Source organism: Pseudomonas sp. B6(2017), assembly GCF_002112765.1.
Lineage (GTDB): Bacteria > Pseudomonadota > Gammaproteobacteria > Pseudomonadales > Pseudomonadaceae > Aquipseudomonas > Aquipseudomonas piscis.
The window spans coordinates 1-20,683 of record NZ_NEIQ01000029.1 but is presented as its reverse complement, the minus strand read 5'-3'; the positions used below and the strand labels follow the sequence as shown (position 1 = coordinate 20,683).

At 53.9% G+C, this 20,683-nt stretch carries 22 protein-coding genes and 2 pseudogenes; 4 read left to right on the top strand and 20 right to left on the bottom strand.

Annotated features, from left to right (window positions below; genetic code table 11):
- Positions 1-47: 47 nt before the first annotated feature.
- From tnpB to CAG11_RS31695, 13 genes and pseudogenes are all read right to left on the bottom strand, one after another.
- A complete protein-coding gene (tnpB, locus tag CAG11_RS34315) occupies positions 48-383 on the bottom strand; it encodes an IS66 family insertion sequence element accessory protein TnpB (RefSeq protein WP_143494857.1) in 336 nt (111 codons plus the stop codon).
- Positions 384-574: 191 nt separating this feature from the next.
- The gene (locus tag CAG11_RS31750; RefSeq protein WP_085600498.1) at positions 575-703 is read right to left on the bottom strand and encodes a transposase; all 129 of its coding nucleotides are present in this window, start codon (positions 701-703) and stop codon (positions 575-577) included.
- Between the two features lie 102 nt (positions 704-805).
- Positions 806-1,081: pseudogene (locus tag CAG11_RS31745) on the bottom strand (DsbA family protein); the annotation flags it as partial.
- Positions 1,078-1,383 (bottom strand): hypothetical protein, encoded by a 306-nt coding sequence (locus tag CAG11_RS31740; protein ID WP_085600496.1) that lies wholly within the window; start codon positions 1,381-1,383, stop codon positions 1,078-1,080. The gene CAG11_RS31740 and the pseudogene CAG11_RS31745, both read right to left, overlap by 4 nt.
- On the bottom strand, positions 1,380-4,304 hold the full coding sequence (locus CAG11_RS31735) for a conjugative transfer ATPase (RefSeq protein WP_085600494.1): 2,925 nt from the start codon (positions 4,302-4,304) through the stop codon (positions 1,380-1,382). The genes CAG11_RS31740 and CAG11_RS31735 overlap by 4 nt, the downstream gene beginning before the upstream one ends.
- 1 nt (position 4,305) lies before the next feature.
- Positions 4,306-4,743, bottom strand: a complete 438-nt coding sequence (locus CAG11_RS31730) for a TIGR03751 family conjugal transfer lipoprotein (protein ID WP_085600492.1) — start codon at positions 4,741-4,743, stop codon at positions 4,306-4,308.
- Positions 4,721-6,217 carry a TIGR03752 family integrating conjugative element protein gene (locus tag CAG11_RS31725; protein ID WP_085600539.1) on the bottom strand — a complete coding sequence of 499 codons (1,497 nt, stop codon included), beginning with the start codon at positions 6,215-6,217 and terminating at the stop codon, positions 4,721-4,723. The genes CAG11_RS31730 and CAG11_RS31725 overlap by 23 nt, the downstream gene beginning before the upstream one ends.
- Positions 6,201-7,112 (bottom strand): TIGR03749 family integrating conjugative element protein, encoded by a 912-nt coding sequence (locus CAG11_RS31720; RefSeq protein WP_085600490.1) that lies wholly within the window; start codon positions 7,110-7,112, stop codon positions 6,201-6,203. Before CAG11_RS31720 ends, CAG11_RS31725 begins: the two co-directional genes overlap by 17 nt.
- The gene (locus tag CAG11_RS31715; RefSeq protein WP_085600488.1) at positions 7,109-7,753 is read right to left on the bottom strand and encodes a PFL_4703 family integrating conjugative element protein; all 645 of its coding nucleotides are present in this window, start codon (positions 7,751-7,753) and stop codon (positions 7,109-7,111) included. The genes CAG11_RS31720 and CAG11_RS31715 overlap by 4 nt, the downstream gene beginning before the upstream one ends.
- An 11-nt stretch (positions 7,754-7,764) precedes the next feature.
- Complete coding sequence (locus CAG11_RS31710; RefSeq protein WP_085600486.1) at positions 7,765-8,133, bottom strand: TIGR03750 family conjugal transfer protein; 369 nt, start codon at positions 8,131-8,133, stop codon at positions 7,765-7,767.
- 15 nt (positions 8,134-8,148) lie between these two features.
- On the bottom strand, positions 8,149-8,487 hold the full coding sequence (locus CAG11_RS31705) for a TIGR03745 family integrating conjugative element membrane protein (protein ID WP_085600484.1): 339 nt from the start codon (positions 8,485-8,487) through the stop codon (positions 8,149-8,151).
- 14 nt (positions 8,488-8,501) lie between these two features.
- Complete coding sequence (locus CAG11_RS31700) at positions 8,502-8,741, bottom strand: TIGR03758 family integrating conjugative element protein (protein WP_085600482.1); 240 nt, start codon at positions 8,739-8,741, stop codon at positions 8,502-8,504.
- Positions 8,741-9,049, bottom strand: coding sequence for an RAQPRD family integrative conjugative element protein (locus tag CAG11_RS31695; RefSeq protein WP_143494867.1), 309 nt, complete (start codon positions 9,047-9,049; stop codon positions 8,741-8,743). The genes CAG11_RS31700 and CAG11_RS31695 overlap by 1 nt, the downstream gene beginning before the upstream one ends.
- Before the next feature lie 391 nt (positions 9,050-9,440).
- On the opposite strand from CAG11_RS31695, the pseudogene CAG11_RS34605 reads away from it, so the two are divergent.
- The 3 genes and pseudogenes from CAG11_RS34605 to CAG11_RS31685 form a co-directional block, all read left to right on the top strand.
- A pseudogene (locus CAG11_RS34605) lies at positions 9,441-9,576 on the top strand (hypothetical protein); the annotation flags it as partial.
- A gap of 94 nt (positions 9,577-9,670) precedes the next feature.
- Complete coding sequence (locus CAG11_RS31690) at positions 9,671-10,291, top strand: TetR/AcrR family transcriptional regulator (RefSeq protein WP_085600478.1); 621 nt, start codon at positions 9,671-9,673, stop codon at positions 10,289-10,291.
- A gap of 966 nt (positions 10,292-11,257) precedes the next feature.
- Positions 11,258-11,623, top strand: coding sequence for a histone-like nucleoid-structuring protein, MvaT/MvaU family (locus CAG11_RS31685; RefSeq protein ID WP_085600476.1), 366 nt, complete (start codon positions 11,258-11,260; stop codon positions 11,621-11,623).
- 163 nt (positions 11,624-11,786) lie between these two features.
- Here CAG11_RS31685 and CAG11_RS31680 read toward each other — a convergent pair whose 3' ends face one another.
- The 6 genes from CAG11_RS31680 to CAG11_RS31650 form a co-directional block, all read right to left on the bottom strand.
- Entirely contained in the window at positions 11,787-12,536 is a 750-nt protein-coding gene (locus CAG11_RS31680) for a TIGR03747 family integrating conjugative element membrane protein (RefSeq protein WP_085600474.1), read from the bottom strand.
- Between the two features lie 3 nt (positions 12,537-12,539).
- Entirely contained in the window at positions 12,540-14,756 is a 2,217-nt protein-coding gene (gene traD / locus CAG11_RS31675; RefSeq protein ID WP_085600472.1) for a type IV conjugative transfer system coupling protein TraD, read from the bottom strand.
- Positions 14,757-15,004: 248 nt separating this feature from the next.
- On the bottom strand, positions 15,005-15,511 hold the full coding sequence (locus CAG11_RS31665) for an integrating conjugative element protein (RefSeq protein WP_085600469.1): 507 nt from the start codon (positions 15,509-15,511) through the stop codon (positions 15,005-15,007).
- Positions 15,508-16,059 carry a transglycosylase SLT domain-containing protein gene (locus CAG11_RS31660; RefSeq protein ID WP_085600467.1) on the bottom strand — a complete coding sequence of 184 codons (552 nt, stop codon included), beginning with the start codon at positions 16,057-16,059 and terminating at the stop codon, positions 15,508-15,510. Before CAG11_RS31660 ends, CAG11_RS31665 begins: the two co-directional genes overlap by 4 nt.
- Positions 16,044-16,787: a TIGR03759 family integrating conjugative element protein gene (locus CAG11_RS31655; RefSeq protein WP_085600465.1), complete on the bottom strand. Its 744-nt coding sequence runs from the start codon at positions 16,785-16,787 to the stop codon at positions 16,044-16,046. The genes CAG11_RS31660 and CAG11_RS31655 overlap by 16 nt, the downstream gene beginning before the upstream one ends.
- 13 nt (positions 16,788-16,800) lie before the next feature.
- Entirely contained in the window at positions 16,801-17,502 is a 702-nt protein-coding gene (locus CAG11_RS31650) for a methyl-accepting chemotaxis protein (protein WP_085600463.1), read from the bottom strand.
- Between the two features lie 967 nt (positions 17,503-18,469).
- Between CAG11_RS31650 and CAG11_RS31645 the strand changes: the two genes are divergently transcribed.
- Complete coding sequence (locus tag CAG11_RS31645; RefSeq protein WP_085600461.1) at positions 18,470-19,903, top strand: TolC family outer membrane protein; 1,434 nt, start codon at positions 18,470-18,472, stop codon at positions 19,901-19,903.
- A gap of 269 nt (positions 19,904-20,172) precedes the next feature.
- On the opposite strand, the gene CAG11_RS31640 is transcribed toward CAG11_RS31645, so the two are convergent.
- A partial coding sequence (locus tag CAG11_RS31640; protein ID WP_143494855.1) for an efflux RND transporter permease subunit occupies positions 20,173-20,683 on the bottom strand: 511 nt, incomplete at its 5' end.

The following is a 20,683-nucleotide window of genomic DNA, read 5'->3' as shown; positions in this document are numbered from 1 at the left end:
AAAAGCAGGTGTTCAGCGGCGATAAACCGATAGGCTAATAGCAGGTTCTAGAGCACTGTGATCGAGCCGCCCGCGCCGACCCGCCGCCAAGGTAACCCCAGCACCCAGGCTTGAAGTTGCTCGTTATCACGTTCGACTTCCGATCCGTGGCGGATCCTGGGCCAGTGAAATTTGCCTTGGTTTAGTCGTCGCGCTGCAAGCCAAATACCAACGCCGTCATGCACCAGGACTTTCATTCGGTTAGCGCGGCGATTGGCAAAGAGATAGGCACAGTGCGGCTTCGCTGCACCGAATACAGCAATAACTCTGGCCAACGCGGTCTCGGTGCCGACACGCATATCCATGGGTTCGGTGGCGAGCCAGATGGCGTCGATGCAGATCACTGGGCAAGCTCGCGGATAAAACGGGCGCACCCATCAGGATCTGAGGATGGCCACTTCACGGTGAGTTTCTGCGGCCCAAAAGGAACTTCGATAATGACGGACATTTGCTGAGCGGGCTGGGTTCGGGATTCTAGTCTCATCGGAACGAAAGCGGGTAACGCCGGCGCCTGACGATCACGATAAGCTGGTATTCACTTTCGGACGAGGTTGGCATTAATGCCGTGGCGCAAGGCTACGCTGGCCATCGACACTCCAGGCTCCAGGCATTCTTGGACGACCTGGGCTTTATAGGGTTTGGAATAAGAGGTGCGTTGGCGCATGGCAATCCTGACGATAAGGGTGATAGTGTCCACGTATTTAAGTGGACACCATCGCCCGTATAGCTGGGATCAGGTAGGTGACTTCGCCGGACGCTTACGAAAATGGTGCCAGACGAGATTGACGTCTGTTTGCCCATCGATCCACTGCATGAGTCGTGGGGTGTAAGTCCTGCAGTACGGACACTCGAGGTCGGCATACTCGGTGATGGTCCACCTGGCATCCGGTTTACCATAGAGCCAGGAACTCTCTTTCCCCTTGCTCGAGCCACCTGGTGGTTTGCTTTTCGACAGGTACACCACAGGAATCGCGACAAACGTGATTAATGCGATGACCATGATGATCGCAAAAAGGACAATGTCCTTACTCTTTGCGTTCATGTCTTAGGTTCCTCGGTGGCCTTAGAGTTCTTGGCCAGTAGCTTTTGTCGTTCCAGGGCCGCTAGAAGGTCCTTAACGGCTTCTTCCTGTTGTGGGTGTCGCTGTAACCACTCGTTCAGTGCTGACTGAATCCGTAGCATCACTTCGCGTCGATCAAGAGCATTACTTTTGATCTGTTGCAGCTCTTCGATCAGTACAGGGGCACACACCTCGAGCGCCTGCAGGGCATCCTCGCCCGGGCTTTTAAGCAGCTGGGTCAGGCTCTCGATTAAATTCTGGGTCAAGGTATTGAGGACTCTCATGCCTGGTGCTCCATGGCCTTGTTTTCAGGAAATTTGATGGGGAACGATGCGATACCGCGCAGCTCATCGAGATCCGCGGCTACTTGAAGTGCTGCATGAAGCTCATCGCATCCCAGCTCCTGCATGATCTTGAAGCGCTGGGCCTTTTCTTCACTTTCGGTCATGGCAAGGGCGAGATATAGGCTCGGTGGTACTACACGGAAGAGGAACTCTTTGCCTTTGCCCAGAAGCACACCTTCGGTGAATTTCCCGCTCTCTTTACTTGCAGAAAGGATCATTTTTTTCTGTGCTGACGTGAGCTCTCGGAAATTTGCAATTTTCTCGACCTCATCGGGCGGCATATTGAGGCACATCCACCACTCAATCATGTTGAGCATAGGGGCACCGGAGGCTGGGATGTCATCGATGTTTTGTGTTGCTAGCCAGAACCAAGCACCGAGCTTTCGCCACATTTTCGTGATCTTCATGGCGTAGGGGAGCAGCAGGGGGTGCTTAGTGATGATGTGGCCTTCGTCAGTGATTTTGACGATCGGGCGCCCTTTGTACTGATCGCGTTCGGCGATGTTGTTCACTGTGTTGAGCATTGAGATGTAGGCGATCGCAAGCTGGGCTGCATAGCCTTCGCGAGCGTAGGTTGCGAAATCAACGACAGTCAGGTCCGCCTCCGGCCATGGGGTGCCTTCGCGGTTGAACATCTCGCCGTCCGCACCCATGGTGAACATGTCCATCGCCTCAGCCATTTCCGAAAGCCGGTTTCGCCTAGTTTCGGGGGTTCCTTCGTTACGAGAGGCCTCGTACAGGGCATCACGCACATCCTGGGTCAACACGACGCGCCCCGCCTTCACGCAGGTATTGGCAGCGGCAAGAATGGCTTGTCGGATGGCGCTTCGGTCGGCCCTGGTCATGCGTTCATCTTCTTTTTCTTCGCCGCCGGTAATCATCAAACGAGCAATGATCTCCATTTCTCCGAGGATGTCCCGCTGCTCATCTTCCATCTCTACGCGCTGGGAAGTGGCGTCGGAGGCATCGATGTCGTCTGCATCGAGGACTTTGACCATATTTGGGGTCTGGACCAGTTTGATGGCATCTGCAAAGGGGGCAAGACTCACGCCGGAACCCGGCGCTAGGCGCACTCTATGCACCGACAGCCCCAAGTTCTGTGCGAACTGTGCCAGTAAGCCGAAGCTGTTACCGGCCTCGGCGACGTACATCCGAGGACCGTAAATCGCAAGCATCTGGCAGATCACGTTTGTCAGGGATGCGGACTTGCCCGATCCGGTGGGGCCGAAAATAAAGCCATGGGCATTCATTTGCCGGTCAAGCCGGTTGAAGGGATCGAATGTGAGGGGCGCACCGCCGCGGTTGAAAAATGTGAATCCTGGGTGGCCGGTTCCTGTCGAGCGCCCCCAGATCGGGGCCAGATTCGCAATGTGCTGAACGAACATCAACTGGACGTACCAGTCCATAGCTCGACGTTCGTTCGGATCGAAGTTGCAAGGCAACCAGCGCAGATAGCTGTTGAGAGGTGCGACTTCATCTTGCGGCATCACTGGATGCATGCCGGCAGCTTGCAGTACGTTGCAGAGCTGGGTTGATCGCTGATCCAGCTCTACCCTGTCTTTGCCGCTCAGAAAGAAGGCCACGCTGGCGCGATAAAGTTTGTGCTTGCGACCAAGGATGGTGCGAGCAGTTTCAACGTCTTGCCGCGTGTGCAGCGAGGCCTGAGTATCGCCAACCGCTTTCTTTGACAGCTGCTCGAGGTGCCCCTCGAGGAGGTCCTGGGGTGTCGGCACCATGGTGATGCAAAGTGTTGTGTTCTCAGGTAGACGGTCAAATAGGGCGTTGAGCGCATCTGCTTGTCTAATTTCACCCGTTAGATGACCGGTCTTAGGCGGGTTTTTTAACCGGTCGAGCATCACTACTCGATGTGGTCTGCCATCGAATACCCACAGGCCTTTATCAACGTCTGACAGCGGCTCTCTGAAAAAAAGGTTCTGCGAAAAATCAGTGCCGCTGGCTAGGGGAAGCTCACCGTCCTCGAGGTCACGGGGCGGCTCACATACTTGTTCGTAGAACCGTCGAATGTCCTGGTCACTGCCGCCTAGATGATCAGGGTATGGATTGAACCAACGGATCAACCAATTTTGGATTCCCGTTTCGTCTAGGCGTTTTGCAACGACGCCGGCATTTGCCAGGGCGCCGATGAGTCGCTCGCAGATCAGTTTCAGGTAGGAGCCAGGATCTTGGCCGCGCACGTTGAGATCCTGTTTTTTCACCCGACGATATACGACCAGGCGAACCTTACGGTTCTGACCCCGCCATGGCAGCTTGCTGACCGTCGTATCTTCGAAAAGTCCACCAGGTTTTGAAATCGCGTCCAGGTGACGCTGAAAGAGGGCCACGTAGAGCTTGGTGAACTCACTCCCCTGTACTCGAGGGTGCACGTATTTGTTCAGGTTTGCCCGGTACTCGTCCCAGCGTGTTTCGTCTTGGGCATAGAGTTGTAGCACCCAGGGCGAGCTTTCCAGCTCATCCAAGCTGTCCTGCAGAGCATTTTCAAGTGCGTCCCTGGCAAGATGTAGCCATTCGGCTTCTCGACCCTCGGTCCCGATCGGTACAAGCTCAAAGAAAGCCGCGCGCGATACCCCGTCTTCGAGCAGCATGGCCTGCTCCTCAGGTAAGTATTCGACCCAAGGCAATAGGTCCACAATCGACGGAGCAACTTCGTAGAGCTTCGATACATCGCTCTTTTTGGCCGGTTGCGACCCTTCACTTGGGGGGGGGATTCCCAGCGCCTGCAGGCGCTCCAGGTAGCGCTCCCGCGCTTGTTCTAGATCAGGGTGAACAGGTTCACTTGTTAGTTGTTCATCAGACTCAACCGCGAGGTTGAGCTTTTCGCGCAGGCGCTCGAAGAATCCCATCTCAATAGTCCTCTGTCCGCTCGCCTGGCATTGCGTACTGCACACGCTGATAGAGCGGAAAAACGGTGGTATATCCGGGAACAGGCACTGGGTCAGATCCAGCCAGATGCGGGAACACGTACATGACCAGGTCAGGATTCGGCAGGCGTTTAAATTGGCTGTAGATCTCGTTCTGTGCGGTGCGTGCAAAGTCGTCTGCTGTGGCGCGCTGATTCGTCATCTGCTGCTCATCGAGGGGACGTCTCAGTTGTAACCGTGCATCGAGCACTTGTCGGCTGCTTGAGCTGCTCGCCCCCCCTGGGGCTCCCTGTTGCCAAACATCCATCATGGTTTCTTCTCCGTGCGGGAGCAGTTTGTCTTTGTTTGTTGTGCAACCTGCAAGGAGGGCAATTGCCATGACTGCAAGTGGGAGAGCATTAATCGAGCGCGGCTGGGACATTATTCGCTCCGGAGTGGTAGTCGACTTTGCGACCCTTCAGTTCATAGTCGATCGCCAGTTGCTGATCGAGGTGTACGGCGACCTTCGCGCCAGGCTGTACATACACAGCAGCAAATGCCTCGCCATAGAGCTTGTTCATCCAAGAGCGGATATCACTTACGCCTCCGGACAAGATCGATCCGATCGCAGAATTTCCTGATGAGCCGGTGGTGCCGAAAGAGGTGCCGTTGCCGGTGAACATCGTTGTGTTGTTGCTCTCGTCGGCCTTAAGCAGCTTCGCAACGCCGGCACCGGCGGCAGTAACAAGCGACTGATTAGTCAAATATTCGGCCGCGTTGGAGCGCCGATCGCCCGAAATACATGGAATACCGTAGGAGTCGCTGATCCAGCCCAGGCCACCCTGAATGGTCTTCGCATCTGTACTGCTGGCCTGGTTGTTGTTCTGGTTGCCGTCCGTGTCTTCAGCCGGCGCCGGGAAGGTCCTGACAGTGCCGTCGTTGAAGACAAACGTCAGGCTGCGGATCTGCCCTCTTACACATGAGAGTGTCCAGTCGCCACTGGCGGTGCCCGTTGCGACTGCACCAGCTACGTAGGGGAGCTCGATGCCATTCGCAGTCAGGTTGTCTGGGCCAATCAGGATCTTGAAAGGAAACGGGTCGTTGACGGTTCCATCAATAGGCACCCGGCCGATCAGGGCAGACATGGCTACTGATCCCATCAGCGTGGAGTTCTGGGGCAAGGTGTAGGTCTTGCGCACAAACTTCCTGGTTTCACGGTCGACCTGCTGATTTCCAGGACGCAGGCCTTGATCGATCTGTTCCAGTGCATTCTGGCCTCTGTTGGCTGCCGGGCCGAAACTGGTAGGAAAGTTGAACCCGCTTGCAGCCTGACTAGAGCCAAGGGGCAGGGGTTTACCGTTCGCGTCCACAGCAGTGGCATCGCGCGGTTCAATCCAGACAAGGCCGTCCTTCGTCATAGGAGACTGTTCGAAGCCTTTGCCGTCACCTGGCTGCACACCAAACCCAATTGGAAGGTCGCCCCCAGCTGCGTTAGGTTGGTTGCTGAGGTTGTTGAGTTGAGTTTGCAGAGAGTCGATCAGGCCCTGGCTCTTGTTCTGAACCTCGTCCTGTAGTTCTTTTTTCGCATTGTCTAGACGGCTCTCAACTTTTGAGTCCATGTCCTTCAGCTGCTTCTGAAGCTCTTCGTTCTGAGACTTCTGATCGTTGTTGATCTTTAGCAGATCAGCCACCTGTTGCCGAAGCTCCTTGCTTTCTGTGACTACGGTCCGAAGCGTGTCACCTGGTGTGTCGCCATCCACACCTAGCTTTTGTGCCTCACCGGAACCGATGGCCACGACGTTGTTTTCCTGGTGATCCACCTGACTCTTCTTCGTTGCGGTAAAGAACATCACCGCAGCGAAGACAAGAAAGGGCACTGCAAGCCACTTCAGGAGGGGATTACTTTGAATGCTCACGTTCACCCCCCATCTTCGGATCAATCTGGTTTACCGAACTTGGAAGCAACGAATGTTTGAGCCCTTTGCCCTGGGTGACCAGGTACAGAGTTGTGGTATCAGAAGGGTTTCCCCGGGGGCCGAGGTAGGGGTGCTGGTATGTGGCTGTTGCAAAGCTGCCAAGGAGGTCCCTTGGATTTAGGGTCAGTTGTTGGGGGCTCAAGTTGCGCAACTTGATTGCCGTCACAAATGTGTTGTCGAGCTGCCAGGCTCCTATGGCCACAGCTTCAACAGGCAGTGTTGGAAGCAAAGTGCTCAGATCCATTTTACGATCCACCCGTACCGGCTGGATTCCGGCTACTGGCTCAACAGTGCGCAGAGGTGCATACAGCATTTGGGCTGCATATCGTGTTAGCGCGACGGGAGAAGGTGTTTCATGACGAGGCTCTTCCTCTGCCTCCTCCTCAGCGGGGGAAGGTGTTTGAGCTCGAGCTGAACCAGGAGTGCTTGGCTTGGAGATTTGGCCATAACGCGTCCCAGCAATGCTGTCACCCGCGATAATCTTTGCTGGCTCAAGTGAGGCCTGGCCGGGTTTAGGTGCTGTGGCTGCAATGTCTACAAGCATGATTTCGCCTGTAGCGACATTTTGCAGTTGGAGCCGTGTAGGCGGAATTTCTTCGCTTGCTCGAAAGTAGATTGCCCCACCAACGCTTTGTACACGAAGGCTGCCGGCGATGGTTGGAGGGATGCCGACGCGAACGTTTTGGTCGACAAACACGATCCTTTCCTCACCAACGTGGAGGGGAACGGAAAGAGGTATACGCTCCCACTGCATGATCTCAACCGCCTGCGCGCTGGCCGTTACCAGGAGAGCAGTGCCAGCTAACCACAGACCTAACCGCAGACGTAGGTTCATGGTTTATCTCCTGCCGGGGAGACTTCGATGCGTTGAGGATCGCCCGCGTAGCAGTTCCACAAGAGGCCAAACGGGTTTTTCTCGGGGTCAGTATCAGATCGAATGATGTGTAGAGGGTATCTTGCGAGTGCCCGCTTAACCCGTTCCCCAGCAACCGATTCGTCAGCGATCAGATCGAGATTAACAATCCAGTCGTTTATGCTCTTGACGTTGGTGTGTTCTCCGCTCTGATCGCTGATCCCACGGCCAGGAATCTCCGACACGCTGCGTTCGCGTTTCCGGAGTTCTCCAGCATTCAGCCTTAGCTCGTAGTCTTTTTTCAGATAGTCACGGCAACTGGGGGTCAGGTAGCCATCCAGTCTGCTGATATTCGCTAAATAGTCTTCCTCACCGTCGCGCGGCCATCTCTGCATCTGCTGAAAAATGTAGAAGCCGAAGGCGTAGACGCTCTCAGGAGGGACGTCCCACCACTTTCGAGTGCTGCCACTACGCAGATCTGGTGGGACGTGGATGGTCAGATCACTAGGCGCAGTTTTCCAGCCGTAGGCCATATAGGCGGCAATCATCGTCATCAAAAGCAGTGCAATGCGCAGACTAAGGATGTGCGCCTCTTGAGCGTTCACTTTTTTACGAAAACTCATGGAGGTTCCTTTTAGTCACGGCGGCAGGTCCATGCACCTGATCGCGTGATCAGGCTGCTGTTGCCGAATGGAAGGTGAGCTATGGCCACTTGTATGTGGCGATAAAACCAAGTGTCTGGGCGTCCCCGTTTCATGCGGCGAATGATCCTACTTGCGACGGACAACCCGAGCACTCCTCCGACCAATGCTCCAGCTATGATCAGCGACCAGTTTCCGAAGAGGATCGACGCCGGCACACCAAGGACAAACCCAACGGCACCGCTGACGGAAATCGTTGCCCACATCTCGTCTGCGGTAAGTCCACCCATAATTACGGGCTGTCGGTTCAGGTTATTGGGTAGGAACTGGAGGGTTCTGTCGTCGTGGTTGTCGTCAGCCATGGGCGCTCACTACCATCAAAGAATGCTGGTGGCCTTGGTGACCATGAAGATGGCCAAGCCGATTAGGCATACGCCCACAACTGCTGTAGAGCCCAGATCTCGCCACTTTTTCTTGCCTTCGTGGATGTCGTGGTAGACCCCGAAAGCATGCACTGCCACGCCAATGATCATTGCGCCGAGAAGCAGCAGCCCGAGCAGCATGAAACCGTCATAACCGTAGTTCTGAAGAGTTTGCATCCAGCTTTTACCTTCACCGCGGGACGGGGCTTGTGCCTGAGGTAAGGCCGCGTTCGCTGTCTGGATGACAGATGCAGCGGCAAGCAATGCGATTAGGTGAATTTTGGGGGTGGGCATGATTGCTCCTTTAATCAACTGAGAACGATGAAGGACAGGACCATCAGAAGCAGCAGCACTCGGATGGCAGATGAACTGGCGATTGAGCGATCGATGTTTTTGGTGGCCCAGCCACGCCAGATGCTGTACAGCGCCCATGCCGCCCAGAGCATTGCGACGGTCATTACTGCCCCGACGATTAGGTTGGTACTAGCCTGGGCGGTCGCACCACTTGCTGCGTTGAAAGCGGCAGATTGCGCAGAGCTCATGCTCATTACCTCTTCCCTCCGGCGGTGTACTGACCGGAGAGGTCTGTGGCGTCTCGAGGTTGGGCACGACTCGGGGTGAGATAAGCCTGGAGGCCTCGGCGGATCCGCTGGATGTCTGCCGCCAGGCGGTCATAGTCGAGGTAGTAGGTTTGCCCTGGTTCACCTGCGATGGCGCTACTACGCCGCGCAGAGTCCTCAAGGGCATTGAGCTGCCTGACCATGACTTCGATGTTGGTTTGCTCAGATGCTGTAGCGGCTTCCACCACCGGACTGACTGCAATGCCGCCAGCAACGATCATGGTCAGCGCTGTCATCGATGAGCGGCGTGTAGATGTCGAAAGTAGATCGTGGTTCACGGGTGGCGGGACTCTGGCAAGACTGTTTCCAAAGCATGCCGCTAGAGATTTGTGGTGCGCCTCAAGAAATGGTTAACCGGGAACCTTTCATTTTTTGCAGTTTGCATTCGTTTTCTACTTTTGGGTTACCACTGCTGAACTTATGGCCCGTCTAGGAGGATTGTGCTTATCTTCTCAACGTATTAACGGTTTGTCGGTGTTCGAGTTGATAGCGGGGAAGTCCAGTGTTCATGCGTGTCCCCTATGCTTAAAGCATAGCTTGGAGATGTCTAGGACCTCAGGAGCAGTCCAGAGTAATCGTGAGTGTACCCACTGATGTGACTGCCTCTTATAGCGCCTCTGAGAACCTCTCTGGGCCACCGAGCAGAATTTGATCCCGCAACGCGCCAAGACCTACTTCGCGTCCAGACAACCTCGCCTCGACCAAGCCCGAGGAAGCAGCCTTCAAGCGCCAGCTCGACCATTCCAACCACCTGATCACCGTTTCTGGAGCCAAGCTAACCCACCTAGTGGTTGACGGCAGCCACGGTAATGGATGATTATGAGATTATTCAGTCCGGTTATTAGGTAGAGCTAGTCATGGCCCGTACACGCAACGAACAGCTGCATGAGCAACGCCGCGAACAGATTCTGTTGGCGGCTACCCGCGTCTTCAAGAAAAAAGGCTTCCATGGCGCACGCACCGAAGACATCTGCCAACAGGCGGACATGAGCGCTGGGGCTGTCTTTCGCTATTTCTCCGACAAGCGAGAAATTATTGACGGTGTTATCGCAAAGGAGTGCGAACGCTACTTTTGTCAGGCTCAGCAATTGTTTAGTAAGGAGGGATTGCATCGTTTAGCTAGCATCAGTGCAGAGAAACTAACGCAAGAGTTGCAGCTAGGGGAGTTTGATCTCAGTTTGGATAGTTGGTTGGAAATAACACGGGGTCATGGCCAAATCAAGCTGATTGATTTAGAACAGCAAATGCGTAAGCAACTGAGTGAGCTTTTAGCCCATGGTCAACTTGAGGGCTGGGTGCGTTCTGACCTTTCTCCGCAAGGATCGGCGAGGCTCTTATTTTCATTATTCAGCGGTCTATGGTTAGAGATGAATTTGGGCTTGAGCATAGATACAGATCAGGCAGCTGCAGCGCTCGGTGATTTTGTACGAACCTATCTCTTTGCTCCAGACTTTCAACGTAGGTTTGGATCATGGTGAATGACACCTTCTTAAAACGCCCTTCAAAGATGGGCTTTTTTTTAACCAATAATGAGACGGATTACTCCGTTTTTTTAAAAAAAGTTTCTAAATATGTTGATTTGTTATTGCTAATCCTCTGTGTTCTGCTGATCAGCACCTTCAGTAATATGCAGATGGCTCGCTCGGAACAAGTCACGAATGGCTTTTCCCTATATGGAAATAAAATCGATAAAAGAATGATCATGGTTTTGGCTACACAGATCGCTGCAGAGTCGTCGAAAAATAGATTATGGACATGGGGGCTTAAGAGGGCAGACTCTCAATCAAGGCCTCTAATACCTGAACCTGCTGTGCAAAAATCTTGTAGATATTGGGTAATGGTTTCATCAATGGTTAACGGTGACCTACCTCTTCCGAGACTCTTGCGCAGAAGTCCGTTTTTGAAAGTAAGGCGCTACCCACACTGTCTGGGAGTTTCTCATGCTGAATCAACGGAGTTCAGGTATACCCTGAATTCTTGAGAATAAGTAATGAGGCGGATTATTTAAATTTATTAATTCTCTTTCATGCTGTTCTCAAAGCTTACAAGGCTTTATGTTAAGCTATGAGAAATAAAGTATGTATTTTGTGTTTGGTTAATCGTTGCTTGCACCATTTTTTCTTGCTGCGGGCTCAGTATTATCTGGTTGTCCAGTGTCTGTTTTTCTTTAATTACATATTAATTGTATGCGGAGGTGAATTGGCATGTGTCGCGCATGCGCTGACTGGTAGGACTATGATTAATTGGTTCGAAATTTTTCTCTGTTGGGCTTTATTGTAAGTGGTGATTTTAATGTCAGGTTTTAGTTGGGTTGGCGAGACTTTAGTTTCGATCATGTTTTAGTTTTGAGGTAAAATACATTTACATAAAACGTACCGAACGCTTTCAGGAGTCCCTATGGTGTGCTTAAATAGGTTTGTCAACCTACTTACGGGAGCTATAGCATGTCTCGCCTTGCCGAATATCGTAAACTTGAACAGCAATTGGCTGCCCAAATGGCCGAGCTCGAATCCATGAAAAGTGACTCTGGTTTAAAAATGGAAATGGAGTTTGAGAGCAAGCTGCGCGCTTTGCTCGGCGAGTACGGTTTTAGCCTGAGGGATGTAATCAACCTGCTAGATCCGCGCTCTGCCCGTCGTATCGCTCTTAATGAGCCGAAAGCTGCAGTCCGTAAACCGCGTCAAGTGAAGGTCTATAAGAATCCTCACAATGGTGAAGTGGTGGAAACCAAAGGTGGTAATCACCGAACTCTGAAGGAGTGGAAGAGTGAATATGGCTCCGACACTGTAGAATCCTGGTTGGCTCAGTAGTTTGGGACTCGTGTGTAACGCATCCTGTTAAGGACAAGCCATCCTAAGACCTCTTACTAGGTCCTAAGAGGTCTTAGGAAAAAGCTCACCTGGCGAGTTGAGATATCAGACCTGGTTTGAGACTTAGGTACTGATGCGCTAACACCAAGACGTTGGTAATTCCTCAAAGATATTTCTTGAAGCTGGCAGCAGTGATGCTCACTGCGACGCCGAGCAGCGCAGCACACGGGAGCAGGACCAGGAGCGGGCTGATGCTGATCGGAAGCGCCAGGTAGAAGGTCCATGGGAGAATGGCCAGTGGAATGAGCGTTCCCCTTGCTTTGTGATAGAGGTAGCTGGACTCGCGCCCAGCACCGAACTTGCGGAGGTCTCGTCGGACCAGGCCGTCGACCAGACCTGTGAGTGCGGCCATAGCGAACAGCGGTATAGTCATCAACAACACAACGAGACGAACACAGAACACCAGGACGGTGAACAGCGCTGCAAGGGCATAGTTCTGCACCGTCGTGACGCTTTGTGCTGCAATGTATCGAATGTCCAGGTCGTTGCGTGGGCCGGTATGAGCTATCGACTCCATCCCTTGGACCCAGCTGAGCATCCCAGTTTTCACGATCAGCCAATCATATGCCCCTGTAACGAGCCAGGTTGCTGTGCGCCCGGGTTCTTGCACAACGGCACTGTGTACCAGCCCCTGGGATAGCCAACAGAGCTCATTTGTTAGCATTTGCTGCCCATGCCTCCAGCCGGCTTCTGGCCAGAAAAAATAGAGGCATAACCAGTCGACCAGGATCGCGACTATGAGAGAACCGAACATCACCCCGAGGAAGTTGAAGGGGAACCAGAAAATTTTGCTGATCAGCGACTCTGGTCTCTCCTGTTGCTGTTGAGCCTTCTTTGATACGTCATCTGCCATGTACTACTCCTCGTCATCGGTGGCGGCCTGGCGAAAGTCTTCTACCAGGTCTTCAGGCAGAGCGCTTTTCAGCTCCTGATAGCCAGGGGCTTCCCACCACTCTGAAGGTGCAGCCGATGATCGCCGCATGCCGGCAGCGAGGTCCTGCAGGTTACCTGGCATGACCTCATCGGGGTCGTTGGCGGGGAGCGGCATTCGGATCTTCCAGAGGTTGCCTCCCTCGATCAGCGCGAAAGCCTGCCCCTTCGGCAACCCAACTACATGAGCTGGTTCAATCATCGGTACGCTTGTCGCCTGCAACTGATCGTGCGAGCTCGAGGTGAATGCTGTCTTACCGTTGAGTGAGTCATTCGCACTGCTCGCCGGGGTGCTGTTGTAGATCTGCACCTTGGGTAGCTGATTGGTCAGAAGTTCTGCCGTCGCGGTCTCCCGAACACGTAGCATGAACAGGTTGTTGAAGTTACCGATAACCTGGCCGGCTTTGGCTTTCGAGCCAATCTTCGCTTCGATATCGCTCATGGTTTGCGTATAAGCAGTGACCTGCATACCGGCGCCGCCAGCCTTGTTTACCATCGGGATAAACTCGTCCCCGATCAGTTCGTTGAACTCGTCTGCGTGGAGATTGATGCGGACCTTACCCCCGGCCATATTTCCAGGCAGCCCGTCGTCGATGCCGTGTTTGTAGATGTGGCCGGCAACAGATACCAGGTCGCTGAACATCGAGTTGCCCACGGCCGCGGCGACTTCGGTATCCGAGAGTGCATCGAGGCCGATGTAAACAACGGCACGCTTTCGGATGACCTGCATCCAGTCGAATATAGGGCGTTGGTCGGACAGATCGAGGTAGTCCGGGGCGAGTAACTCTGCAATCCGACCCGTGGTGAGTTTCTCGAGGAGCGGCAGCAGGGATGCAACGATCTTGTCGAAGTAGGTCTTGTCATAGCGCACTGCACTGCGCAGGCCATCCATCACAGAGTCGTCGATGCGTTTCTGCGTCAAGTACATGTCGACGGCTACCACGCGTAGCGGGCGGTCTTTCATTGCAAACGAGAGATTCTTTCGATCGATCTTCGCTTCCAGCGCAACGATGGTCTCCCAGGCCTTCGGATCATGTTCCGCGAAGTATTTCTGCGCGTACTCGATGAAGAGTTCATCGATGTTGATTACGTGCCGGCGAATCTGCTCGTAGTCTGGCCGGCGGCCCAGTGCTACAAGCGACTGCGCGATGATGTTAACGAATCGCCAGGCGAATTCCCGGAATGCTGCAGAGTTACCCTCGCCGGAGAGCTGACCAGCAATACGTGTAGCGACCTCACTGATCCGTCCAAAGCGACCGATGGCGTTGTAGCGTGCGGAGATGTCTGGCCACCCTAGGTGAAACACATAAAACTCGTCGAGACGCCCAGCTCGCTTGCACTCGACGTACATGCGCTTGAGCAGATCAGCGTCGCCCTTGGGGTCGAAGACAATCACGACCTCATGATCAGGTCTTTGTTCTGGTCGCCCATGCCGGCCCCAGCGATGTGGGGTTTGGCTTCTTCTGCCCATGTGTCGTGGTGATCCACGGCGATGTGTTCGGCGAATATCTTGCGTGATGAAAACCTCAGCCAGTCGTGTTTTCCCGACGCGGGTGGTTCCCAGCACTAGAGAGTGTCCTACTCGCTCGCCGAGTGGCAGGCTGACGTTCTGCTCGTCTGGCTCTATCCCATGCAACCTTGGCAAACCTCCCACGGGTGGAAGAGGCCGGGCGGGGTTCAGGCTGGATTCCCAACTGGTGAGCTTCGTGATCGCCTTCAGAGGGAAGGGGGCAAACTCCAGACGCTCCTCCAGCCAGCGCGCCCCCTCATACAGCCTGGTCGGTTCGACGTATCTGGAGTATTGGGGCAGGTAGGTATCAGTTAAGCGTTGGGTGTGTTTCTGCGTCCAGCGAAATCCCCTGCCGATGAATAGACGCTCGTTGCTGATCGGCATTTCAGCGCTAGTCATTGTGTAATGGGGAAGTCGTCTAAGGTTGGCCTGGTAACGCAGCACCCTGCGTGCCTGCAGTAATCGAACTGTGCCCAGGTAGGCGAAGCCCAGTGCTGCGACTATTCCGAACAGAGGTGTCAGTGCGAACGCCCATGGAGCTTGAACACAGAGTGCCGCCGCGACGTAGCAGACAGCCGTGGTGAACAGCTCCACCGGAGGGCGTAGAAGTGACTCAAGTGAATAGGTGCTCATTCTCGTTCCTCTTGTGCGTGAACGCTGTTGCTTCCCTACGGGCCTGTTCAACGTCTTCATCGGGTAACCGTTCGGCTAGCCGGAGTGCAAATGCGTGTTCGTTGATCTGTGAAACGCCAGTGACCTTGCCCCCGTATAGCTCGCTCACATGCCTGACCTGGTTAATCAGCTCTTCTCGGCCCGGGCGACTAATGGGGTGGCTGATGACTACCGTGAAGACTGCTGACGGTCCCTGCATGCACCACCTCTTACTGCTGTCGAATGGTTGTTGAGGTGATCAGTACCGGGTAGTGCTTCAGCCCTAGCCGGTTGGCGATATCGCTTGCAGGTGTCGGCTCAAGTTGCAATCCGGGCGCCAAACGCCTGATCTCGTTGATCCGAGCGGCGGAGATGACGTTGACTACTAGCCCCACTGCTTGCAGTTGCTGCAGCTGCTGCAGGTGCTGTGTCAGCCATGCTCGTGACATCGGGTCGTCACCTATTAGGAAAAGCGGTTGCAGGCCAGGGGCATTGATTGTCCTGCCTACTACCGCCCCTGGCGTCATCTCTGGAGTTTTGACGGGATAGGCTCCACCGCTTAGGAGTCCTTTGATTGGGTGGGGACCCGACTCTGGTACCAGGTTGAGGTCCTGGTAGTAGGGCAGGGCTGAAACCCCACCGTTGTCCTGGACAACTATGAGTTTGGAACTGGCTTGCACCGTGCCTGCTGCAAGCATTGCAAGCAGGACCGGAGCTGCCTTCAGAAAACTAGTCATTGATTGTTCACCAAGAAGTTTATGCCTGTGACACGGCTTAGGTGCCGAGCGAAATCTGCTCTGTATTTGGCTGCAGGCGCGCCACCGGCAGGGCGGTGGTAGCGACCCGCCGCGTCAAACCAGTTGCCACCCTTGGCTTTGTGTTCCGCCAGAATCTCTGCGGTTACATTCAGGTTCTTGTAAGGGTCGAGCCCTTCGCAGGGGGAGCTATAGCGATGGCCGTTAGCGTGGATGTTCGTCTGACCAAGGCCGACGTCGACTCTCGACGGACCAGCAGTTGCGATAGCAATATTCAGCGCCCTGCATGCATCGATCCTGGTAGCGAATCGGTAGCCGGTACCGGCCACATTCAGCGTCCAAGGCCAAGGCACAATCTGTCCTCGAAGTTTGGTACCGCTCTCTTGCAGCGCTACGGAATACAGCACCACGGCTGGTATTCCGTGGGCGACCGCAATCGCCTTGTAAGCTGGTGGAGGATCCTCAGCGGCCATTGCCTGGCTGCACAGCAGCACCAGGACCCAGCAGGTCCTCATTACTGACGGCGCCATTGGCCATTCACCTGTTTTACTGCCGCTGGGAGTTCACCGCCCAGGCCAAGGCCGAGCCAGCGACCTTGGTCATGGTTGAGAGTGATTCGTCTGCTCTTGACGTTGACCGGGTCGACGCCAGCGAGAATTGCCCATCGCCGGATGCGCTCGTCATCGCCCTGGCTGCCGACGAAGTAGAGGTCGAAAGGTGTCTGCGATGCTTGTAGCTTCTTCACTTCGTCGATGCACACAACGCAGTTGTCTTTCACGAAGATCGCCAGGCGGCCGTCTCCCTGCAGCAACGGTGAGCTGTTTGCTGTTGGATTGGTCGGGGTTGCCGTGGAGATCTCGATCGCTTTCTCGCCCGGGTAGAGTCTCCTGTACGCTTCATCGTATGCGCGCTGATACGACAACTCTTTTTCTACACGCTGCCTTTCGGTCTCTACTTGCAGCTCCGCATAGCGCCGGCGCTCCTCATCTGAGCGTGCTTCGATACCCAGGGCAGTCAATGGGTCCAGCCCCGGCGAGTACACCCCCCGCGGCCCCTGCATTACATCCTGGTACCGCTGGTACTCTTGGCTGGAAATCCCCCATTCATTTGCTGCCTTGTCTTGGAGTCTTCTCTGTGATGATTCGCCTTCGGCGGTGAAGTGGAGCTGTGATGCTTGTCCTGCAGATACTGGTGCTGCTGCGGCATAAGCCGTGGGGATCAGGTAGCAGGCGAGGGTGCAGAGAATCTTTAGATTCATGGATAGTTGATTCCTATGGCTGAGGCTGAAGGCTCAATGTTCTTGTTGATCCGGATGCGTCGAATGTCGCAGTTGTTTCGTTGAGCGCCTTCAGCCGCCATTGACTTCCCGCAACAACGTCTCCAGGTCGAACCAGGTAAATCTGGCTCAGCCGTGTACTTCCTGAAGGAGCAATAGATAGGAACTTCTCTCCCCCCCTGTACTCGATGCCGAACATCTGGAAGGGAGGGGGCTCAGGAGGGGCGGGAGGTGCCTTGGCTTTAGCGGCCGGTTTGGACTTAGTAGGCTTGGATGGGACGAGTGTCGCGAATGGTTTCTCAGGCTTGCTCAGTCGTTTGATTGCTCCACTCAATGACTCCACATCGGCCTTGATCACCAGGAGCTCGCTGGAGTTTGCAGCTGAATGGGCGACATCAGTGACAAGGTCGTGCGCACGCTTTGCGTAGTCTTGTGCAACGTCGATCCGGTGTGAGATCGCCTTCTGCGCTGCAGAGAAGTCATCTTGCGTGACTAACGGTTTACCAGCGATAGCGTCCAGGCGATCATCACTTGCACTCATTCTCGAGAGCAGCGCATCGAGCTTAGCTTTCTCCGCAGCCCCTTCCAGCGAGCCTCGCAATACCGAGAGTTGATACTGTTGAACGCCCAAGGCTGTGATTAGGGCGATGGCCCCCAGGCTGGTGAGCAGTGTTTTCTTTGTCAGGCGCAGTTTCATGGGAGTCCTCTCGAAGCTGAGAACACCCTCGCCGAACAGCTGATTCAGCGCACTAGAAAATGATTAGCTCATGAGCTTTCATTTTTTATCATTGATGTATTGTGAGACTCCTATGTGGAAATAGTCGCAGTCTATAGTTTTTAGTATGAGTCGTGGCGTATGCAGGCGACTTCAAATCGAATGCTCTGGCATGCCTCGATCAGCTCTTCGGCTTCACCAGTTTTCCAGCATCGATGAGGCTGTTAGCAATATTCACAATGTCGGAGGCAGCCCAGTCTAAGGGCTAGTGCTGAGGACTCTAGGTCGCCGGAGAGATCTTGGTTGGAGGGCTTGAGCGGCATGAATGGGGCCTATCGATTGATTTAGACATTAAACCATCAGATGGTCGTAGTCGACGCGTGGCGCTACCTTAAATCCAAATCGATTATGTACCTATATAAATCAGTGTCTGATGAGATTTCTATTTCGGCAAGGAGGGGGCTAAAGAGAGAGGGGTTAGGAAGCGGTCGGTAGATGCTTACCGGTAGCCTCTCCTCAAAAGGAGAAAAATTGAGGTGAAGAATTCGCTTTAAGAGGAACGGTGTAATCGACCTGCATTCGTGGCCAGAAAAATTTGCGTGACTCATGAAGGAGTGGTGGGCCTTCGGGGGCTTCTATTTTCGCCAAACCCTTTGTTGATGACGAACGTGGCACAGATGTTGGGCGCGAGGTTTCAGGGTGTCGATGGGGCGCATTTTTATGCTTGAAGCAAAATCAACACTGTCGTGGGCTATATGAGTGCTTAGCTTGTCTTGCTGGATTTCGGGGAATGCTTAATGCACTGTTCAGGATTATTTTACCTCCACTACGCTAGAATCAAACGTACGGACTGGATAGTGTCAGGTGTCTCCATGCAAGAAAGTGCGCTATGATCGCTCATTGTTAATACTTGGCAGTACAGTGAATTAATATAACCAAGGGTAGTTCTATGTTGCGCAGACACTCAGTGATTGTGGCTGTTTCTTATATATTCAGTAGTGCGGCCTGCGCTGCTGACACACCCACAACAGTCAATAACGACCTCGTCAGCGTCTACCAGGAGGCGGTTGATAACAATGCAGATTTGGCGGTTGCTCGCGCCGACTACAGTGCTCGTCGCGAAGTCGTGCCTCAGGCACGCGCCGGGCTGTTGCCCAACCTTTCGGCTGGTGCCGAGATGATGAATGCCCGTACTAAGCTTGATGAGCCTTCAGTTACTTCTAATCGTAGTGGTAATTCTTGGAGCGCTACCTTAGCGCAGCCGATTTTTCGTGCTGATCGCTGGTTTCAGCTACAGGCCGCAGAGGCGGTCAATGAGCAGGCTGCACTTCAACTCTCAGCCACTGAACAAAGCTTGATTCGACAGACTGCTGAGACCTACTTCGCGGTGCTACGTGCACAGGATAATCTTGCTTCAACCAAGGCTGAAGAGTCGGCATTTAAACATCAATTGGAGCAATCCAATGAGCGTTTTGACGTTGGCCTCTCGGACAAGACAGATGTCTTGCAATCACAGGCCAGTTACGACACGGCCCGAGCCAACCGAATTGTTGCTGAGCGTCAAGTGCAAGATGCGTTTGAAGCCTTAGTTACTCTAACCAATCGCCAGTACACTGCAATTCAGGGTGTTGTTCATACTCTCCCGGTGCAGGTGCCGACACCCAACGATGCTAAGGCTTGGGTCGAAGCTGCGGGACGCCAGAACCTCAACTTGCTAGCTAGCAACCATGCTGTGACAGCCGCCGAAGAGACTGTGCGACAGCGAAAGGCTGGCCACGCACCAACCCTTGACGCAGTAGTTAAGTATCAGAACGGCGATAATGACAGTCTTGGTTTTACTAACCCTTCGCAGACTGGAGTGCGTTATGGTGGAGATGTTGAGCAGACTAGTGTTGGCTTACAACTGAATATTCCGATCTACAGTGGTGGCCTCACTAGTTCGCAGGTTCGTGAGGCGTACTCGCGTCTGACCCAGAGCGAACAGCAGCGTGAGAGTCTGCGCCGTCAGGTAGTAGAGAGTACTCGTAATCTGCATCGTGCAGTGAATACTGATGTTGAGCAAATTCAGGCGCGCAAACAGTCAATAGTGTCTAATCAGAGTGCTTTGGAGGCAACCGAAGTTGGTTATCAGGTGGGTACTCGTAATATTGTTGACGTATTAGATGCTCAGCGCCAGTTGTACGCATCTGTACGTGATTATAATAATAGCCGCTATGACTACATATTAGACAACTTGCGTTTGAAACAAGCGGCAGGCACCTTGAGTCCGCAGGATCTACGTGACTTGGGGCGGTATCTGAAGGTTAATTATAATCCGGATAAGGATTTTCTGCCGCCGGACTTGGCAGTGGAGGCTAAGAAGAACTTCGGCAGTCGCCCATGAGCTGATTTGCAAAAGTTTATCGAAATACTGCCCCTTTGAGTCTACCTAGTTCTGGATAGGAGCAGGTTTTGTCCGAAATGCAGCTTTGGGTTAGGTGTGGCCAATACCTACCCTTGCGCTTTCGGATATAACTCCAGTGATCTAAGAATGTACATCCCGATGATGCTCAGACATATTTTAGAGCGGCTGTAGGTGGGATATTCATCGCATTGCCTCATCAAGGCAATGCGATGCTCATTATCGACCCACCTTGTATAGCAGCGGAATCTTTATGTACCGATTGCTGGTCCTTTATGGGCCTGATCCGAGGAAGGCTCTTGTGGATGTCTTGGTCGGTTTTCCCATTGAAGCAGCAGGGAAATGCCACAGGGCAGGACCGTCAGGGTCACTATCGTGGCAACCGCCAGCCCACCAATCACTGCATAGGCCATGGGCCCCCAGAATATCTGCGGGGCAATCGGGATCATGCCGAGGATGGCGGCGCAGGCGGTCAACAAAATCGGCCGGGCCCGGTGCATCGAGGCGTGCACTATAGCCTCGGAAGGGGATTGGCCGAGCCGCATGTTGATGTCGACCTCCTCGATCAGGATGATCGCGTTGCGCACGATCATGCCCACTAGGGCGATGACCCCCAGCTGCGCGACAAAGCCCATGGGCGTTGCCGTCGGCAACATGGCCAGAACCACACCGATGAGCCCGAACGGAGCCATCGCCAACGCCAGGAACATGCGCGAGAAACTGCGCAGTTGCACCATCAGCAGCACGCACATCACCAGTGCC

Coding starts and splice junctions, on each gene's coding strand:
- CAG11_RS31710 (WP_085600486.1), bottom strand. CDS start 8,133: ATGGCTGACGACAACCACGACGACAGAACCCTCCAGTTCCTACCCAAT.
- CAG11_RS31645 (WP_085600461.1), top strand. CDS start 18,470: ATGTTGCGCAGACACTCAGTGATTGTGGCTGTTTCTTATATATTCAGT.
- CAG11_RS31650 (WP_085600463.1), bottom strand. CDS start 17,502: ATGAAACTGCGCCTGACAAAGAAAACACTGCTCACCAGCCTGGGGGCC.
- CAG11_RS31680 (WP_085600474.1), bottom strand. CDS start 12,536: ATGGCAGATGACGTATCAAAGAAGGCTCAACAGCAACAGGAGAGACCA.
- CAG11_RS31705 (WP_085600484.1), bottom strand. CDS start 8,487: ATGCCCACCCCCAAAATTCACCTAATCGCATTGCTTGCCGCTGCATCT.
- CAG11_RS31660 (WP_085600467.1), bottom strand. CDS start 16,059: ATGGCGCCGTCAGTAATGAGGACCTGCTGGGTCCTGGTGCTGCTGTGC.
- CAG11_RS31690 (WP_085600478.1), top strand. CDS start 9,671: ATGGCCCGTACACGCAACGAACAGCTGCATGAGCAACGCCGCGAACAG.
- CAG11_RS31655 (WP_085600465.1), bottom strand. CDS start 16,787: ATGAATCTAAAGATTCTCTGCACCCTCGCCTGCTACCTGATCCCCACG.
- CAG11_RS31685 (WP_085600476.1), top strand. CDS start 11,258: ATGTCTCGCCTTGCCGAATATCGTAAACTTGAACAGCAATTGGCTGCC.
- traD (WP_085600472.1), bottom strand. CDS start 14,756: ATGAGCACCTATTCACTTGAGTCACTTCTACGCCCTCCGGTGGAGCTG.
- CAG11_RS31730 (WP_085600492.1), bottom strand. CDS start 4,743: ATGTCCCAGCCGCGCTCGATTAATGCTCTCCCACTTGCAGTCATGGCA.
- CAG11_RS31665 (WP_085600469.1), bottom strand. CDS start 15,511: ATGACTAGTTTTCTGAAGGCAGCTCCGGTCCTGCTTGCAATGCTTGCA.
- CAG11_RS31735 (WP_085600494.1), bottom strand. CDS start 4,304: ATGGGATTCTTCGAGCGCCTGCGCGAAAAGCTCAACCTCGCGGTTGAG.
- CAG11_RS31740 (WP_085600496.1), bottom strand. CDS start 1,383: ATGAGAGTCCTCAATACCTTGACCCAGAATTTAATCGAGAGCCTGACC.
- CAG11_RS31720 (WP_085600490.1), bottom strand. CDS start 7,112: ATGAACCTACGTCTGCGGTTAGGTCTGTGGTTAGCTGGCACTGCTCTC.
- CAG11_RS31715 (WP_085600488.1), bottom strand. CDS start 7,753: ATGAGTTTTCGTAAAAAAGTGAACGCTCAAGAGGCGCACATCCTTAGT.
- CAG11_RS31700 (WP_085600482.1), bottom strand. CDS start 8,741: ATGAGCATGAGCTCTGCGCAATCTGCCGCTTTCAACGCAGCAAGTGGT.
- CAG11_RS31750 (WP_085600498.1), bottom strand. CDS start 703: ATGCGCCAACGCACCTCTTATTCCAAACCCTATAAAGCCCAGGTCGTC.
- CAG11_RS31695 (WP_143494867.1), bottom strand. CDS start 9,049: ATGACAGCGCTGACCATGATCGTTGCTGGCGGCATTGCAGTCAGTCCG.